General features: G+C 51.3%; 19 protein-coding genes and 1 riboswitch. Of the genes, 2 read left to right on the top strand and 17 right to left on the bottom strand.

The annotated features are described in order from the left end of the window. Nucleotides 1-46: 46 nt before the first annotated feature. The 13 genes from J4E05_RS01700 to argS all read right to left on the bottom strand — a co-directional run bounded on the left by J4E05_RS01700 (nt 47) and on the right by argS (nt 11,911). Nucleotides 47-685: a protein-L-isoaspartate(D-aspartate) O-methyltransferase gene (locus J4E05_RS01700; RefSeq protein ID WP_210402988.1), complete on the bottom strand. Its 639-nt coding sequence runs from the start codon at nt 683-685 to the stop codon at nt 47-49. 11 nt (nt 686-696) lie between these two features. Next, a complete protein-coding gene (gene surE, locus J4E05_RS01705) occupies nt 697-1,464 on the bottom strand; it encodes a 5'/3'-nucleotidase SurE (protein WP_085594806.1) in 768 nt (255 codons plus the stop codon). A gap of 8 nt (nt 1,465-1,472) precedes the next feature. Then, complete coding sequence (serS, locus tag J4E05_RS01710; RefSeq protein ID WP_349591928.1) at nt 1,473-2,750, bottom strand: serine--tRNA ligase; 1,278 nt, start codon at nt 2,748-2,750, stop codon at nt 1,473-1,475. Between the two features lie 99 nt (nt 2,751-2,849). Next, nucleotides 2,850-3,845: a twin-arginine translocase subunit TatC gene (gene tatC, locus J4E05_RS01715; protein ID WP_503012329.1), complete on the bottom strand. Its 996-nt coding sequence runs from the start codon at nt 3,843-3,845 to the stop codon at nt 2,850-2,852. 8 nt (nt 3,846-3,853) lie between these two features. Beyond that, entirely contained in the window at nt 3,854-4,327 is a 474-nt protein-coding gene (gene tatB, locus J4E05_RS01720) for a Sec-independent protein translocase protein TatB (protein ID WP_085594809.1), read from the bottom strand. Nucleotides 4,328-4,368: 41 nt separating this feature from the next. Continuing rightward, nucleotides 4,369-4,596: a Sec-independent protein translocase subunit TatA/TatB gene (locus tag J4E05_RS01725; RefSeq protein WP_085594811.1), complete on the bottom strand. Its 228-nt coding sequence runs from the start codon at nt 4,594-4,596 to the stop codon at nt 4,369-4,371. A 115-nt stretch (nt 4,597-4,711) separates the two neighbouring features. Beyond that, on the bottom strand, nt 4,712-5,773 hold the full coding sequence (locus J4E05_RS01730; protein ID WP_349591931.1) for an ABC transporter ATP-binding protein: 1,062 nt from the start codon (nt 5,771-5,773) through the stop codon (nt 4,712-4,714). 122 nt (nt 5,774-5,895) lie between these two features. Further along, a complete protein-coding gene (gene scpB / locus J4E05_RS01735) occupies nt 5,896-6,651 on the bottom strand; it encodes an SMC-Scp complex subunit ScpB (protein ID WP_349591933.1) in 756 nt (251 codons plus the stop codon). Beyond that, the gene (locus J4E05_RS01740) at nt 6,635-7,567 is read right to left on the bottom strand and encodes a segregation and condensation protein A (RefSeq protein WP_085594816.1); all 933 of its coding nucleotides are present in this window, start codon (nt 7,565-7,567) and stop codon (nt 6,635-6,637) included. Before J4E05_RS01740 ends, scpB begins: the two co-directional genes overlap by 17 nt. Before the next feature lie 28 nt (nt 7,568-7,595). Further along, a complete protein-coding gene (locus J4E05_RS01745; RefSeq protein WP_349591936.1) occupies nt 7,596-8,279 on the bottom strand; it encodes a site-2 protease family protein in 684 nt (227 codons plus the stop codon). Next, nucleotides 8,276-9,349 (bottom strand): beta-N-acetylhexosaminidase, encoded by a 1,074-nt coding sequence (gene nagZ / locus J4E05_RS01750; protein ID WP_349591938.1) that lies wholly within the window; start codon nt 9,347-9,349, stop codon nt 8,276-8,278. Before nagZ ends, J4E05_RS01745 begins: the two co-directional genes overlap by 4 nt. Continuing rightward, nucleotides 9,336-10,157 (bottom strand): SPOR domain-containing protein, encoded by an 822-nt coding sequence (locus J4E05_RS01755; RefSeq protein ID WP_349591940.1) that lies wholly within the window; start codon nt 10,155-10,157, stop codon nt 9,336-9,338. The genes nagZ and J4E05_RS01755 overlap by 14 nt, the downstream gene beginning before the upstream one ends. 2 nt (nt 10,158-10,159) lie before the next feature. After that, the gene (gene argS / locus J4E05_RS01760) at nt 10,160-11,911 is read right to left on the bottom strand and encodes an arginine--tRNA ligase (RefSeq protein WP_349591942.1); all 1,752 of its coding nucleotides are present in this window, start codon (nt 11,909-11,911) and stop codon (nt 10,160-10,162) included. A 244-nt stretch (nt 11,912-12,155) separates the two neighbouring features. Between argS and erpA the strand changes: the two genes are divergently transcribed. Beyond that, nucleotides 12,156-12,497, top strand: a complete 342-nt coding sequence (gene erpA, locus J4E05_RS01765; protein WP_085594821.1) for an iron-sulfur cluster insertion protein ErpA — start codon at nt 12,156-12,158, stop codon at nt 12,495-12,497. Between the two features lie 96 nt (nt 12,498-12,593). Further along, nucleotides 12,594-13,373 carry an exodeoxyribonuclease III gene (xth, locus tag J4E05_RS01770; RefSeq protein WP_349591944.1) on the top strand — a complete coding sequence of 260 codons (780 nt, stop codon included), beginning with the start codon at nt 12,594-12,596 and terminating at the stop codon, nt 13,371-13,373. A gap of 112 nt (nt 13,374-13,485) precedes the next feature. Here the strand turns inward: xth and ribB are convergent, their stop codons facing one another. The 4 genes from ribB to J4E05_RS01790 form a co-directional block, all read right to left on the bottom strand. Further along, the gene (gene ribB / locus J4E05_RS01775; RefSeq protein WP_085594823.1) at nt 13,486-14,154 is read right to left on the bottom strand and encodes a 3,4-dihydroxy-2-butanone-4-phosphate synthase; all 669 of its coding nucleotides are present in this window, start codon (nt 14,152-14,154) and stop codon (nt 13,486-13,488) included. Between the two features lie 133 nt (nt 14,155-14,287). Further along, nucleotides 14,288-14,435: riboswitch (FMN riboswitch) on the bottom strand. 166 nt (nt 14,436-14,601) lie between these two features. Further along, a complete protein-coding gene (locus J4E05_RS01780; RefSeq protein ID WP_349591947.1) occupies nt 14,602-15,882 on the bottom strand; it encodes an EAL domain-containing protein in 1,281 nt (426 codons plus the stop codon). 64 nt (nt 15,883-15,946) lie between these two features. Continuing rightward, nucleotides 15,947-16,795 carry an aminotransferase class IV gene (locus J4E05_RS01785; RefSeq protein ID WP_085594826.1) on the bottom strand — a complete coding sequence of 283 codons (849 nt, stop codon included), beginning with the start codon at nt 16,793-16,795 and terminating at the stop codon, nt 15,947-15,949. Nucleotides 16,796-16,797: 2 nt separating this feature from the next. Further along, nucleotides 16,798-17,427, bottom strand: a complete 630-nt coding sequence (locus J4E05_RS01790) for an anthranilate synthase component II (protein ID WP_349591949.1) — start codon at nt 17,425-17,427, stop codon at nt 16,798-16,800. Between the last annotated feature and the right edge of the window lie 13 nt (nt 17,428-17,440).

Genomic DNA, 17,440 nt, shown 5'->3' on the forward strand with positions numbered 1-17,440 from the left:
TTAATAATCGGTAAGGAGACGGCATTTTTCAGAAAAATGAAGGACGTTAAAATTCTTCCGTGCCTGCCAGCATGGGAACAAACCGTACCGGCATCAGTTCGGTTACATCAATTCCGGTCGGTGTGCGCATTACCCGTAACAGAATTTGAGTATGGGAAACCTCGCCAACAGGCACAACCATTATACCGCCAATGGCAAGCTGATCGACCAGAACCGGGGGAACATCCTGCGCCGATGCCGTAACGATAATACGGTCAAACGGTGCCTGCGCCTTCCAGCCCAGGCCACCATCGGCATGCAGGGTGGAAATGGTATGTAGCCCCAAACGGCGAAACCTGTCTTCGGCCTCGCGCAACAATGGTTTTTGGCGCTCCAGCGTATATACCCGCCGGGCCAGCTGCGCCAGAATTGCCGCCTGATACCCGGACCCGGTACCAACCTCAAGAACCTTCATGCGGTCATTAAGTTGCAAGGCCTGCGTCATTAAGGCGACGATATAGGGCTGCGAAATGGTTTGCCCCTTGCTGATTGGCAGGGCGACATTTTCCCAGGCGCGACGAACAAACGGTTCGGCAACAAACATTTCACGCGGGATCGCGGCAAGTGCAGCTAGAACCGCATCATCATGAATACCGTCATGGCGCAGGATCGCCAGCAGGGCATCAATTTCCGGGGCACGGGCAATGGCAGGCGTACTCACTGAAATGCCTTTGTCAGTTTTTCGTGGGTCTTGTTATCGGTAAAATCAAGGCCGATTGGCGTTATAGAAATATCGCCCTTTTCGATCACATGTAAATCGGCGTTTTCGTCTTCGGGCAATTCAGACCGGATCGCCCCAATCCAGTAATAGGGTTCTCCGCGCGGATCAAGACGTTCGGCAACGTGATCACCAATTTTACGTTGCCCCTGTCGGGTTACGCAAACTTGTGCGCCCCCTTCGCGTTCGAATTCGGGAAAATTCACGTTAATCAAAACGTTACTGGGCCATTTTGCAGCAACAAGTGAACGCGCAACCTGAGTAAGATGTGCCCGGGCAATGTCCCAGCTAATCAGCTTTTGGGAAAAATACTGTGAAAATGCAATTGCAGGAACATTTAGCAAGGCTGCTTCCATTGCGGCCGCAACCGTCCCCGAATAGGTAACATCTTCGCCCAGATTACCCCCGCGATTAATGCCGGAAAAAACAATATCAGGTGGCGTTTCACGCATGATGATCTGCAAAGCCAGCAAAATACAGTCAGTTGGTGTTCCATCGACAGCAAAATGACGGTCGTCGCGCTTGTGAATACGCAAGGGACGACGCAGGGTCAAGGAATGCCCCGCGCCGCTTTGTTCTATCGATGGTGCAACCACCCAGACATCATCCGAAAACTGACGCGCCAGTTTTTCCAGTAGTTTGATGCCTGGCGCATCAATACCGTCATCATTACAAATAAGGATGCGGGCGTTTTGCAGATCGATCATTAATTTCCCTAGCTCGCAACGGCAATTTTGGTCAGTCCACCCATATAGGGAACCAACACATCAGGAACCCGAATGGAACCATCGGCTTGCTGATAATTTTCCATTACGGCGATCAAACAGCGACCAACTGCCAGCCCTGACCCGTTAAGGGTATGAACAAAGCGGGTTTTCTTGTCACCCTGTGTCCGGCAACGGGCGTTCATGCGCCGTGCCTGAAATTCACCAGTATTCGAGCAAGAAGAAATCTCACGATACCGTCCCTGCCCCGGCAACCAGACTTCGATGTCATAGGTTTTCATGGCCGAGAAACCGGTATCCCCCGAACATAACAACATTGTCCGATACGGCAGTTCCAGCTTTTGCAAAACTTCTTCAGCACAGCCGGTTTTACGTTCCAGTTCGGCATCGGATTTATCCGGGTCGACAATTGAAACCATTTCTACCTTGGAAAACTGATGCTGACGGATCATGCCGCGGGTATCACGTCCGGCAGACCCGGCTTCGGACCGGAAACACTGCGTTAAGGCGGTGTACCGCAACGGCAATTGTGCAACATCAAGAATATCGCCAGCCACCTGATTGGTCAGGGTGACTTCCGATGTCGGAATCAGCCACATGTCATTGGTGGTTTTAAACGAATCCTCGGCAAATTTTGGCAATTGACCTGTGCCAAACATGGCATCGTCTTTAACCAGCATCGGCGTCGTGGTTTCTTCATAGCCATGCTCGTTGACATGCAGGTCAATCATGAACTGGGCCAGTGCCCGTTCCAGACGCGCCAACTGGCCGCGCAAAATAACAAACCTCGATCCTGACAGTTTTGCCGCTGTGGCAAAATCCATCATGCCCAGCTTTTCCCCCAGATCGAAATGTTCGCTTACGTCAAAATCAAACGTGGCCGGTGTGCCCCAGCGACGAATTTCAACATTGTCGTCTTCATCCGCGCCCTTGGGAACGGCAGCATCAAGAATGTTGGGAAACGAGGTTAGCAACAGATCAAGCTGTTCGTTTAACGATGCCTGGCCATCTTCGGCAGCTTTGATGCGGTCTTTTAAACCACCCATTTCAGCCATCAGCTCGTCGGCATTTTCACCACATTTCTTGGCTTTGCCAATATCCCCGGAAATTGACTTTCTACGCGCCAGCAATTCCTGATGCTCGGTCATCAGGCGGCGGCGTTCGGCGTCGATTTCGATTAATCGGGCCGCTGTAATTTCGGCATTGCGCATGCTCATTGCTGCGTCAAATGCATCGGGGTTGTCACGAATCCATTTTATATCGTGCATAAAACCGCACCTTGTTTGTCTGATTTTTAGGGGCTGGTTATACGACGGGGCGAACCATTGGTCCACCCCGCCCAAACGTCTTGTAACTGCGAAGTTTAATTAACGGGCATTATTAAAATCATCTTCATCATCATCGCCCGCCTTCGGGCCAGATTGAGATGACGAGGACTGCTTTGTTTCATCCGTATTTTCATCAGATGAGGCACCGTTATCTTTCGCCGTTTTTTCAAAACCGGATGTTTCTGAATTTCCGGCACTTGCTGCCGCAGCAGATTGTGCATTCAAATCATCGTCAGACTGAGCGCCATTGCTATAATCATCTTCGTCATCGTCGGCCTGGCTTGCGGCACGTTTACGTTCGCTCATACGGGCCATGACAATTGAAATTTCATAAAGCAGCATAATAGGCACCGCCAGCCCGATTTGGGAAATCAGATCAGGCGGCGTCATGATGGCGGCAAAGACAAACGTCACGACAACGGCATATTTGCGTTTTTTGGCAAGCCCCGCAGCTGTTACCAGGCCGGCACGGGCCATCAAGGTTAGCAATACAGGCAACTGAAAGCTAAGACCAAAGGCAAAAATCAGCTTCATCACCAGCGACAGATATTCACCGACTTTGGCTTCAAGCTGAATGGCAAGACCGGTCTGGCTGCCAGCTGTTTCAAAGCTGAGAAAGAATTTCCATGCCAGCGGCATGATAAAATAATAAACCATCGCCCCCCCCAACAAAAACAGGACGGGGGTCGCAAACAGAAACGGATAAAATGCCCGACGTTCGTTTTTATAAAGGCCCGGTGCGACAAAGGCCCATATCTGCCCCAGAACCACTGGCGTTGAAACAAACATGGCAGCAAAGAACGAAACCTTGACGTAGGTAAAAAACACCTCGGTCAAGGCTGTATAAATCATACGCCGATCACTACCCGGCCCCATAGCAGCCGCCAAAGGACGCACAAGAAAAGCGTAGATGTCCTCGACAAAGTAATAACAGACGCCAAAAGTCACGATAAGTGCGAGTACCGACCATGTAAGGCGATTTCGCAACTCTATCAGATGCTCCATGATTGGCATCTGCTGGTCTTGAAGCTGCATGTTCACGCCTATTTCTCCGGCTGGGTCCGGGCGGTTGCCGGTTGAGGTTGATTCTTTACATCCGCCGGTTCTGTCACCGGTTGACGTGCAGGTTCTGCAGCAGGTTCGGAAGATGAATTTTTCGAGTCATCCACCTTTGCTGTATCAGAAGGTGCCGCGGAAACAGTTGAATCCGCTGGCACAGAGGGAGAGTCGGCTTTTTTGGGCGCAGGTTTTGACGCTTTGGTCTCCCCGCCGCCAATCTGCTTTTCCAGAAAGTCAGTCGCGCTGGTATTGGCACTACTGGCCTGCTTGCGCAATTCGTCAAGCTCGGCCTCACGGATCAAACTATCAATACCGCCCTGGAATTCGCGCGCCATGCCGCGCACTTTTTTCCAGTAATGTGCCATTTTATACAGAACATGAGGCAAATCCTTGGGGCCGACGACAAAAAGCGCGACGACGGCCACAAGTGCCATTTCGGTCCAACCGATATCAAACATGAATAGCGCCTATCAGAGCCAAGCCAGTCAGACAGACGGGGTCAGGACTTAACCGAATCCTTGTCTTTGCTTTCGGCAGAAACCGAAGCCGAGGTGTTATTGCCAATCGAAGCATTGCCGGATTCTTCATCATCTTTTTCGTTGATGCCAGCCTTGAAGCTACGAATACCTTTACCCATGTCACCCATGACGCGTGGCAATTTGCCAGCACCAAAAATAATCAAAACGATGGCCAGGATAAGTACAATTTGCCAGACGCCGATACTCATAACTTTTCTACTCCCAAAACGGTACTCGCCCTTTGAACAGGGCAAGGGATAATGGCAGAAAGCCCCATGCGGTGCAACGCGGTGTTTGCTGTTTCGCACACTTCTGCCATCCTTTCTATTCCCTAGGAAACACGAACGTCATCTCCGGATCAAGCGTAATAGATACAACGCCGCCCTTGTCCATCACCTGACGACGCGGAACACGGGCATGAATATGCGGTCCGTTATGAACCGAAAGATGCATCAGGCTAACACCGCCAAGCGACCTGACCGCGTCAATATTGGCCAATACATCGCCTACCCGGCCTGCTTGGCCGATACGTAAACCTTCAGGGCGCACCAACACATCAACATCCGTGCCACCGGCAATTCCGGTAACTTCGACATTTCCCAGCGGGGTTGACGCAACACTGTTTTCAACACGCGAGGGAAACAGGTTTACTTCGCCAAAAAATGACGCAACAAAATGATTTGCCGGGTGAAAATAAAGTCCTTCGGGGGTGCCATCCTGCATCACCTGCCCTTCATTCATCACAATGATGCGATCAGCCATATACATGGCTTCTTCGGGGTCATGTGTAACCATCACGGTTGCAATACCGGCATTTTTCAAGACATGCAGGGTGGTGTCACGCAGTTCCGCCCGGCGCGCCACGTCCAGCCCGGAAAACGGCTCATCAAGCAGCATCACGCGCGGCACCGGGGCAAGTGCGCGCGCCAATGCGATACGCTGTTGCTGGCCCCCTGATAATTGATGGGGAAAGGCATCGATATAATCAACCATGCCCACACGCTCCAGCGCGTTCACCACGGCTGCCCGTCGTTGCGCACCTGTAATATGGCGTAAACCGAACCCGATATTGCCCGCAACATCAAGATGGGGAAACAGGGCGTAATCCTGAAAAACCAGCCCGACGCCACGTTTTTCCGGCTCCAGATATTGCCCGGCCGACGCCACGATTTCATCATGAATCAGCACTGAACCGGTTTGCAGGCGCTCCAGCCCGGCCGCAATGCGAAGGGCCGTTGTCTTGCCACAGCCCGATGGCCCCAGCAAACACACCAGTTCCCCAGGGGCGACATCAACATTAACGTCACGCAGAACGCGGGTCGTGCCAAATTCATGGCTGACATTTTTCAGGCTAAGGCCAACCGGCATGGCGTACTCTTTATTCATTAAATCGACCGAAAAAGGTTATTACCTCGCAAGCATTGCGAATGAAAAGCAATATCCTGCATTGGTGTAAAGCCCCTGCCCATCACATGCAACAGTTTGCCTGTTGAATGATTTAATCGTGATCAATCAGATTTCAGATCATCACCGGGAAGGCTTTCGGCATATATTTCCACATCAAGCTCCGCCAGATTTCGACTGGTGAGTGTTTCTTCAACAGCAGAGTCGGCACTGGAGGGATCATCTTCAGGTTCTGGCAACAAACTGTCATCGTTTGAATTCGCTCCATACCGCCCCATGCCCGGGCGACTATCGAGCAACCCGGCAGCTTTCAGGTCGGACAGGCCCGGCAGATCGTCGCGATTTTGCAGCCCGAAATGATCGAGAAATTCATCGGTCGTTGCCCACAAAATCGGCCGTCCCGGTACGCGTTTACGCCCCCGTGGGCGGATCCATCGGGATTCCAGCAAGATATCGAGCGTACCTTTTGACAAGGCCACACCCCGAATTTCTTCGATTTCAGAACGTGTCACCGGCTCGTGATAGGCGATAATTGCCAATGTTTCCAACGTTGCGCGGGTCATTTTTTTGGATTTTTCGACCTCGACATGCAAATCGCCGGCAAGGTCAATTGCGGTGCGAAACGCCCATTTTTCACCAATATGAACCAGGTTCACGCCCCGTTCGGCATATGTTGCCTGCAACTCGGCCAGAACATCTGCAATTTTGGCATCCGATGGCAAACGCGCGGCCAGCAACTTTTCACTTAAAGGTTCACTTGACGCAAACAAGACAGCCTCAATAATCCGAAGATGTTGCAGATCAATCGCTGGTTTTTGCACCATTTCGGCCATTTCAAGCTGGTTATTCTGCTCGGTCATCGGTGCCCCCGTCATTTGGTAAATCATCATCTGCCGTTGTCGCAGCATCGGATTTAACGGTATCCCAGTCATCGTCAAAGGAAACGGCATGTTCGGTACGCGGCTTTTGCGGGGACCGCAACATGATTGGACCAAATATCTGTTCTTGTGAAATTTCCAGTTCACCGTCACGGCACATTTCAAGGCTGGCAACAAAATGGGCAGCCAGTGCAGATCGGGCTTTCAACGGTGTACCCAGCCCGCGTGGCATGAACTGCATTAACAATGTCCATTGCGGCACAATACGACGACCAAACAGGTCGCGTAACCGGCGAATGGCATCGTCCATCGCATATAAATCGAATGCTTCAATCTCAAGGGTTTTGGCCTCGGCCGTAAGCATGATTTGCGCATATGATTTCAGCAAATCATAAAGCGAAGCATCATAAACTGACGAAGTTGTTACACGCATTTCTTCCGGCGCGCCGCGAGCAAAAAAATCACGCCCGAGGTTGGGCCCGTCGATCAGTTTGGCACCGGCGGCTTTCATGGCTTCCAGTCTGCGCAGCTGAAATGCCAGCAGTTCGGCCATTTCCTCAGCGCTAAGCTCTTCGCCGTCATCTTCCTGCTTGGGCAATAACAGCCGCGACTTTAAATAAGCCAGCCACGCTGCCATCACCAGATAGTCCGCTGCCAGTTCCAGACGCATTTCCTGCGCACGATTGATAAAATCCAGGAACTGTTCCGCCAGATCAAGGATCGATATCTTTATGATATCGACCTTTTGATCTCGCGCCAGTTCCAGCAAAACGTCAATCGGGCCTTCGAAACCGTCCAGATCCAAAACCAGCCGGTCAGCCAGACTTACGCCGTCGACCGGTGCTACGTCGAAGGCTTCGTCACTGATGGAAACATCTGGTGAAACGGTTTCGGCCATTCAGATCTCGTATAACGGCAAAGAACAATCAGTAAAAAAAGCTGGCCAGAAAATTGATAAGCCACATTGCCGGTTCAACAACAAGCCACTGAAAAATCGGCAGGTTAATGCCCAGTTGCGCAGTGACATAGGGCAACAGAAATACCAGCGCAAGCAACAGGACCATACCGGCTTTTTCCATCCGCATCAAAACACGGGCCATCGGTGCCGGGGAAATGGCGGTTAAGACCCGCCCGCCATCAAGCGGCGGAATCGGTAACATGTTAAAAACGGCCAGCACACAGTTCAAAGCAATGGAATTATTCAGGGTTTTACCAAGCCAGTCATTAACCGGCGGAGAAAATGACGGTAACCATACCAGCAGCATTATCGATAAAATTGCCAAAACAATATTAACTGCCGGTCCGGCGACAGCAACGCCAATAATCCCCAATCGTTGCGGGCTTAACCGGTAAAAAGCCACCGGCACCGGTTTGGCATAACCAAACAGAAAAGGCGCACCGGTTAACAATAACAACCCCGGAATAACAATGGTGCCAACCGGGTCAATATGTCGAATCGGGTTCAGGCTTAACCGCCCTGCCCGCTGCGCGGTATCATCGCCAAAGGCTTTCGCGGCAAAGCCATGCGCCGCCTCGTGCAATGTCACAGCAAAAAGCACCGGCAAAACCCAGGTGGTTGCCGAAATAATCACGTCGATAATGTGGTTCAAGCACCTTCTCCTTGTGCCGCAGGCCAGACAGGTGCGAGCAATTGCGCCAGCCGCGAATTCCAGTCGGCCAGAACGGACCTTGCAGGGACAGTACCCTGCAGGGATGTTATTTTACTGGTCACGGCAAGGGCACGTTCCAGTGCCGGGCCGTCCAGTTTGGGCGACATCGAAACAACCTGCTCCAGCTCTGTCCGCTTGCCATTGCAATGCAGGGCAATATCACATCCCGCTGCCAGGCATTCATGGGTTCGGCTGGCAATGGAACCACCAAGTGCTTCCATCGACAGATCATCACTGATCAAGAGATTTTCAAACCCGATATCACCACGGATGATTTCCTCAATCACTTTCGGTGACACCGTACCAGGCCGCTGGTCGTCAATCGCTGTAAACAGGATATGCGCCGACATTGCAGCAAGAACATCCTTCATCTGGCGAAACGGTTCAAAATCATTAACCGACAAGCTGCTGCGCGACGCAGTGACCACCGGTAAATCCTTGTGGCTATCAACAGATGCCCTTCCATGACCGGGAATGTGTTTAACCACCGGCACAATCCCGCCATCCATGAACCCGGCAGAAACAGCGCTGGCAAGAGCCACAACATTAACAACTTCGCTGCCATAGGAACGATCACCAACAACGTCGCTCATGCCTGGAAAATACAAATCAAGCACGGGGGCGCACACAATTGAAATACCGGCATCAATCAGATCGGCAGCCAGCAACCGCGCATTCAAATAAGCCGCCTCACGGGCATCTTCCGGTGCTTGCTCGTAGAGTTGCCCAAATACGCCAGCGGCTGGCATTTTACGCCAGTGCGGCGGTTTTAACCGCATTACCCGCCCGCCTTCCTGGTCAACCAGAATAGGAAGATTGCTGCGTCCATTAAGGTCACGCAAATCATCGGTCAGGCGTTTAAGCTGATCCGGCTCGTCGACATTACGGGCAAAAAGGATGTATCCATAAGGATCAGCCTCGCGAAAAAATCCTTTTTCCCAATTACTTAATGACGTTCCTTCAAGCCCAAGGATACAGGCTTTGGGTCGTTTGAACTCAAGGCCGGACACTGAGGCACCCCACATTGCGTTGTTTCAATTCGGAACAGATTTTGTCAGCAGCAGCACGCCCATCAAGCGGGCCGGCCTGCAAACGATAAAAAACACCTTTGTCACCCAGATCAACACGCTGAACAAACATCTTAAGTTTTCCAACAAGATCTTTGTTTTCAGACGATATTTTTTTCCAGGCTACACTTGCTTGCGCATCGTCGCGCAACGATGCCAATTGAATGCGAAATTCCCCTTCGGTTGAACTTTCAGATGCCGCTGGTTGCGGGGCTGTTGCAGCCGTTGCTGAATTTTCCGCCGGTTTGGGTGGCGTTTCAACCGTATCTTTATTCTGCAAACCTTCTGACGAAGGTGCCTCAACTTCTGGCGCGGTTATGTCCTTGCCGGTATCAATGGCAATTTCATTGCCAACCAGTTTACGTGCATCAGGCGGCGGCCCCAATTCAGAGGCATCGGGTGCCTTGGGCATATCGGGAATGGCGTCGATAACAACCGCAACATCGCCACCACTTTCGTCAAGTTCCTGATAAATGGTGGTATCACGGTGCGGGACTTCCATCCCGCCGGGGCTATCGGGCCGCACTTTGACCGGACCATCTTCAGGTACGAGAACCGGCAAATCGCCTTCCTGGGTCACAAACTGACCGTGACCATAAAACCACCAGGCACCAAGGCCGATACTGCCGCCAATAATTGCAACACCAAAAATCACGGTCGCGGCACCCTTTTTCCAGCCGTCGTTCCGGGCTGCGCCCGAAGCAGGACGGCGGGTTTCCGCGTACAAGTCGCGACCATGATCCCCGGACATTGTTACATCTCCTCGAGCGGACTAACCCCGACAACGGCCAGGCCAGATGCGATCACCAGAGCAACGGCCCGAATCATAGCCAGACGTGCCTGGGTTGTTGCCAGATCATCGGCTTTGATAAAGCGCAGTTCGGTATTGTCGCGGCCCCGGTTCCATAAGGAATGGAAATCAGCGGCGACTTCGCTTAGGAAAAATGCAATCCGGTGCGGTTCATGCGCGGTTGCAGCCTGCTCGATAATACGCGGCCACTCTGCAATACGGCGCACAAGACGCATTTCTTCATCGGAATCCAGCACCGACAGATCACACCCCACCAATGCCGCATCGGAAAAATCGACATTACCAAAGGCTTCGGACGCCTGACGGAACACCGAGCTAATCCGCGCATGTGCGTATTGTACATAAAACACCGGGTTATCTTTGGATTGTTCAGTCACCTTGGCAAAATCAAAATCCAGCGTCGCATCGTTTTTACGGGTCAGCATAATAAACCGCACAACGTCCTTGCCGACCTGTTCGACAACTTCGTTCAATGTCACAAACGTTCCTGAACGCTTGGACATTTTAACCGGTTCACCATTATCAAACAAATTCACCAACTGGCAAAGTTTGACGTCAAGCGAGCCATTACCACCGGTAATTGCCTTGGTCGCGGCCTTCATGCGTTTGACATAGCCGCCATGGTCAGCCCCGAAAATGTCAATCATGTTGGCAAAGCCACGTTCGTATTTATCGAAATGGCACGCAATGTCGGATGCGAAATAAGTCCAGCTACCGTCCGATTTTTTCAACGGGCGGTCAACATCATCGCCAAATTCGGTAGAGCGAAACAGCGTTTGCGGGCGCGGTTCCCAGTCATCAGGTGTTTTACCTTTGGGCGGCTCAAGCACGCCCACATAAATGTCACCCTTGCTTTCAAGGAAATCAAATGCTGACTGCACCTTGCCAGCCGCAACCAAGGCTGCTTCGGATGTGAAAACATCATGTTCCACGCCCAGCTGAGCCAGATCGTCGCGGATCAGGCCCATCATTTCAGAAATGGCGAAACCGCGAAATTCCTGCAACCAGGTTTCTTCGGGCTGATCAAGCCATTTATCGCCATCGCGCGCAGCCAGTTTTTTACCAGGTGCGACCAGATAGTCGCCCGGATAAAGACCGGCGGGAATGGTGCCGATATCTTGCCCCAGGGCTTCGCGATAGCGCAAATGAAGCGACCGCGCCAGCACATCGACCTGCGCCCCGGCATCATTTACATAATATTCCTTGGTAACGTCGTAGCCTGCCTTTGAAAGCAAATTTGCCAGCACATCACCAACAACCGCTCCCCGGCAATGGCCAACATGCATCGGGCCAGTCGGGTTGGCCGAAACATATTCGACATTCACCCGTTCACCCTGCCCCATCGGGCTATCGCCATAGGCTGTACCAACGTTAAGGACCTCGGTAATTTGCGACAGCCAGAAATCATTGGCCATGCGCAAATTAATGAACCCGGGCCCCGCAATTTCAACCGCCGAAATGCCGGGAACAGCACGTAATTTATCGGCCAATTTATCGGCCAGATCACGCGGTTTCATGCCTGCACCCTTGGCAAACAACATGGCGGCATTGGTGGCCGCATCGCCGTGTGACGGGTCGCGCGGCGGTTCGACGGTAACGCGCGAAACATCCAGGTCACCCGACAGGACACCTTCGGTTTGAAGGACCGCTATCTGGCCTTCGATATCGCTTTTCAACTGGCTGAAAACATTCATGGCAATAAAGACTTTTGTAATTTGTGAATTAGGGCCAATGGCCAACAGTCTGCCGGTGTTTTGAGCCATTTCACGACAAAACGCAAGCAAGGCATGCCCACGGCATGGCAGCCTTGTTAATCCGGGGTTTTGACATTTAGCATTGATGCGCTAAATACAGGTTAAACAGACAGGTCTGATTGTGATAAAGTTACCATCAGATTATGAATCCCATCCGTTGGGTTGAGCGTCAAGGAGCATGTAAATGGCGGAAGCATCCCGGCAAGTACAGATGACAGAAAGTGCGGCAACCCGCATTCAGGAACTGATCAACAGCGAAGGCAATAATGACCTGATGCTGCGTTTGCAGGTTTCGGGTGGCGGTTGCAGCGGTTTTCAGTATGAATTTTCGCTAGATGACAACAGCAGCAGCGAAGACCACGTTTTTGAAAACTTCGGTGCCAAAATGGTGGTCGATGACGTATCGCTGGATTTACTGGGCGGTGCCGAAATTGATTTCGTGCGCGAGCTGGTCGGGGCAGCATTTCGGGTCAATAATCCCAATGCATCTTCGTCTTGTGGCTGCGGATCAAGTTTCTCGGTTTGATCGCCCGGCACGAAAGCGTTAAATATTTTCGGGACCTGTGATATTCGCAGGTCCCGTTTTATTTTTGGCAATACTTTAGCGAAATTCGAGGATCACATGAAAATCGCCACCTGGAATGTCAACTCTATCAAGGCGCGCCTTCCCAACATCCTCGAATGGCTGGATCAGGCGCAACCTGATGTGGTTTTGTTACAGGAAACCAAAACAGTTGATGACGGCTTTCCTGCCATGGAAATCGAGGATCTGGGCTATAACATCGCCATTCACGGGCAAAAAACCTATAACGGCGTTGCGATCCTGTCGAAATTTCCGATTGAGGATGTTCAACGCGGCCTGCCCGGTAATGACGACGATGATCAGGCCCGGTATATCGAAGCAGTAATTTCTGGTGATAACCCGGTACGTGTCGCATCAATCTACGTCCCGATGGGTACCGAGGTGGGTTCGGAAAAATTTGCTTACAAGCTGAATTTTCTTGATCGCCTGATCACACGGTTTGACGCGATTTTTGCCAGCGGAGAAGCTGCCGTCATGGGTGGGGACTATAACATTGCGCCCGATGATGCTGATGTCTATGACCCGGAAAAACTACATGAAAAAGTTTTGTGTTCGACCCAGGAACGCAAACGCCTGCGCACTATGATGAATATGGGCTACACCGATGCTTTTCGCACCTTTAATGCCAGCGGCCATCAATATAGCTGGTGGGATTATCGTGCCGGGGCGTGGAACAAGGATAACGGGCTGCGCATTGACCATTTGTTGCTAACACCTGCTGCCGCAGACCGTTTAAGTGCTGCTGACATTGACCGTGACCCACGCGGCAAGGAAAAGGCGTCCGATCATACTCCGGTATGGTGCATGATTGACGGATAAATAATTAAAATCAAATAGATAAATTTATTTGTTAATCCGGTAAATCATCAAAAAAGGGACGGTCCATGTGACCGTCCCTTACGATTTTAGCACCGATCAAACAGCAAAAAGACTATTCGGCGGCCTTTTGCATTTGCTGGCGATAGGCAACGATATCATCGATGCTGATAACAACCATGTCATGACGTGTTGCATAGTCGACAAGTTCGGGCAAGCGGGCCATGCTGCCATCGGGGTTGGTGACTTCGCACAAAACCCCGGCCGGTTTCAACCCGGCCAGGCGCATCATATCTACCGTCGCCTCGGTATGGCCGCGACGTTCCATCACCCCGCCCGGCCGGGCGCGCAACGGAAACACATGGCCAGGCCGGGCAAGGTCGGATGCCTTGGCACCGTCTGCTGTGGCAACCTTAACCGTTGTCGTGCGGTCTGCGGCCGAAACGCCGGTAGTGACACCTGCTTTGGCTTCGATGCTAACGGTAAATCCGGTTCCCATGCTGGACGTATTATTGGCCACCATGGGCGGCAATTCCAGTGCCGTTGCATGGGCATCTGTCAGGCACAGGCACACAATGCCGGAACAATCGCGAATCATCATCGCCATTTGTTCATTGGTCAAATGCTGTGCTGAAAATATCAGATCGCCTTCGTTTTCACGATCTTCGTCGTCGACAACCAGAACCCCTTTACCCGCCTGCAAATCGGCAATGGCACGTTCCATACGCACCATTGGATCGCCAAATTGCGCCAATGTAGGTTCCTGATGATCACTCTGATTCATAACCGTCCTCCAATAATGGCGGCTTACGAATCAGGGCACGCAAGAAAGGCCAAAGAAACGATGATACACATCGTTCTTTGTCGATACCTGACAAAACAGACACATGGAAAATCCAGTGGCCACTTCTGTCACGCCTTATCCTCTCCCATCCGGACTATTACCGTCGGCTCTGGAATCACACCAGATCTGCTTGACCCTGACAGTTACCTGTCAGGCGCTCGCGGGCTTCCCGAAATCGGGTTACCGCCGGTCAGGAATTACACCCTGCCCTGAGAATAAGCGCCGTTTTAATAACGACATAACCAACCGCAACAAACGGTCAGTGAGATGACATTAGGAAATTACAACTATGTTGGCAAGATCAAACCTTGCCAACATAGTGTTGCGCAAATGCAGATAACCGATTGGCTGCCAAACGGCCCTTCTCCCCGTTATTGATCGGGTATCCTAAAGAGGCGGCAAAACCTTACCTGCCCGAAAGTGAAAGCTGCACCCGTTGCTTTCGGCCTCGCGCGGTGCCCATTGGCAAACGGCACAGCGGCGTTCGTTGCCTGCGGCATGGGGGGAATCACAATCTTCGGCAAGATGTTTGCCCAGCAAGGCATCAACATAACTGCCCTGAAACGCATCGACCCCCAGGCTTCGTCCCATTCGCACTGCGGTTCGGCTATCGCAACGGGTTAAAATCAGGTTGCGGTTTCCCAATGCGGTTGCAAATTCGCGCAATCTTTCGGCAACAGTGGACCTCTTGGACCCGATAATATTTTGGTCCCAAATCACCTTCACAAAATCAACCTTAATCTTGCGAGGGGATAAAAACTCAAGCGCTGGCAAAGTTATGCGATCCAGGCCAACCCGAACCCCGGCAGACTGTAATAATTTACAGGCGTCTTCAAATTCCCACCAGTCGGCTATCGCGTTTTCCAGCGAAACCTCAATCGCCAGGTTTCGGGCAAAACGGCTATCACCGCTGTCAAGAAAGCTGGTAAATGCATCGGAAAAGATGGTTTGCACCTGCATGTTCAAATGCAGTACATCGGGCAAAATAATTGGAGAAAGGCGTTCGGTCAGGGCCATGACCTTTTCATCAAGCACCCGCGACAGAATTTCTATTTCGCCGGGACCTTCAAGAGCGAAATTTGCCAAATGATTATGGCGCAAAAAATCCAGTGAACAATAAAGTTCGTGGCCAATAATTTCGCGTTGGGTATCGCGGATTTCCAAAATGGCCTGGCGACGGCACGAATCATAAACAGCATCACCTGAAATGGCCGCCTTTAGCATATTTGCCAGGTCAATTTTCTTTTTGCCGATCGATGAAATGGCATCTTTTTCACTGATATGAAGGGCGGCTTGTAACCCGGCATCATCATCTGGCCAGCGAAATTCACTCCAGATATCATCGGGAACCGCCCCTATCCCCTGGCGGACAATAACCTTTTCCAGTAATTCCGAGATAGTATCGACAAACGGGTCCACATTGCCAAAGCCGCGGCCAAGGCGAACAAATGCAACCATGCCATTATCAAGTTTGTATTGCTGGGTGCGTTCGGGCAAAAGGCGAAAACCTTCACGCATCAGAACAGCATAATCCTCGGACGAAAATCGCAACGCAACCGGTACATTCAACAATCCGACAAACAGCTTCTTGCCAGACTGATCATTCTTTTTCAGCAATTCCAGTAACCTGACTGCCGAAATTTCCTTTAGCTTTCCAGTTTGCGTCATAATCTCCCTGCGCGTGTGTTCTCTGAAATTTGAAACCGATTTAAAAATCGCAGCTGATTACAAGCTAACCCCTGACACTCATTTCAAGAGCCGACGACAATTTTTTATGCAAATCCCGTCCGTATTCCGATTGTACAAGCATTTCCCCCTCGACACTTGAAACGGCCCGAATACCGCGCAATGCATTGCAAACAATAACATATTCTGCTGCTTTTAGGTCCCCAATCGTCAACGGATCATAGCATATTGCGATATCATTTCTTTGCGCCCAATCAATTACAAAGTCGCGGGCCAATCCGGCAAAAATCCCACTTTGTTTTGCTGCTGTGCAAAGCTGGCCGTTAATCAGAACAAAAATATTGGCAATGGTGGTTTCGCCAACATAACCATCTTGCGTCATAATAAGGCAGTCTTCTGCCCCCGCATTGGCCGCTTCTTGCCGGGCAATGATATTATCCAGATAATTCAGGCTTTTTATCTGACTGGCGACCGACCACGGATTACGACGTACCCGTTTTGATACTGCCAAGGTAACAGGCTTTTTGCCGCCCTCAAGATCAAATGGTTTTGCTGTTATTAACACCACGGGCTCACTTGCCCCGGCAGGCAGCAACCCCTGCCCACCCTGCCCGCGTGATATGGTCAGGCGGATAACCCCATGAGGGTTTGAAAATGTCTGACAAAGTGTCGCAATAATTTCCGCCATCTGTGTTTTAGAAGGCAGCGAAACAGAAACGCCGCCTATTATGTCAATAGAACGGGATATTCTTTCAAGATGAGACGACAACCAGCCTACTTGCCCATGTCGTGCCCGCATGGTTTCAAAAACACCATCCCCCAGCAAAAAACCACGATCTGAAACGGATATTTGCGCGGGATTAACCGTATAAAACGAGCCATTAAGCCACAACATTATCAGGCTCCCTTTGCAATTACATTGCCGGGCTCTCGCGGCACTGTTTTTCGCCGGTTAAAATTATCGGCAATGCGCAAAAAATTCGCCAGCAACGCATGGCCATGTTCAGTCAAAACCGCCTCGGGATGAAATTGCACGCCAAAGACCGGCAAACTTGTATGCGCCAGCGCCATCAATTCCCCGTCAGAGCTAATCGCCGTTGCCCGCAATTGGCTATCATTGACGGGTAAATGTGCAACCAACGAATGATACCGGGTCACGGTAAGGGGATTTGGCACATTGGCAAACACCCCTGTGCCGTCATGTTCAATGGGGGTCGTCTTGCCATGCAAAGGGCGGATAGCCCGGGTAATACTGCCGCCAAACGCCTGGGCGATAACCTGATGACCAAGGCATACACCCAACAATGGAATATCGGCACATGTGTCGCCCACGATATTAAGGCACTGCCCGGCCTGATCAGGCGCGCAGGGACCCGGCGACATAATAATGGCATCCGGTGCCAGCTTACGAACACCATTCGCATCAATGGCGTCGTTGCGCATAACCACAACATCGCGCCCCAGTTCACGAACATATCGCGCCAGGTTGAAAACAAAAGAATCGTAATTATCGATCAGTAAAATCACAAACGATTTCCCG

This window comes from Thalassospira sp. NFXS8 (assembly GCF_040148805.1).
GTDB lineage: Bacteria > Pseudomonadota > Alphaproteobacteria > Rhodospirillales > Thalassospiraceae > Thalassospira.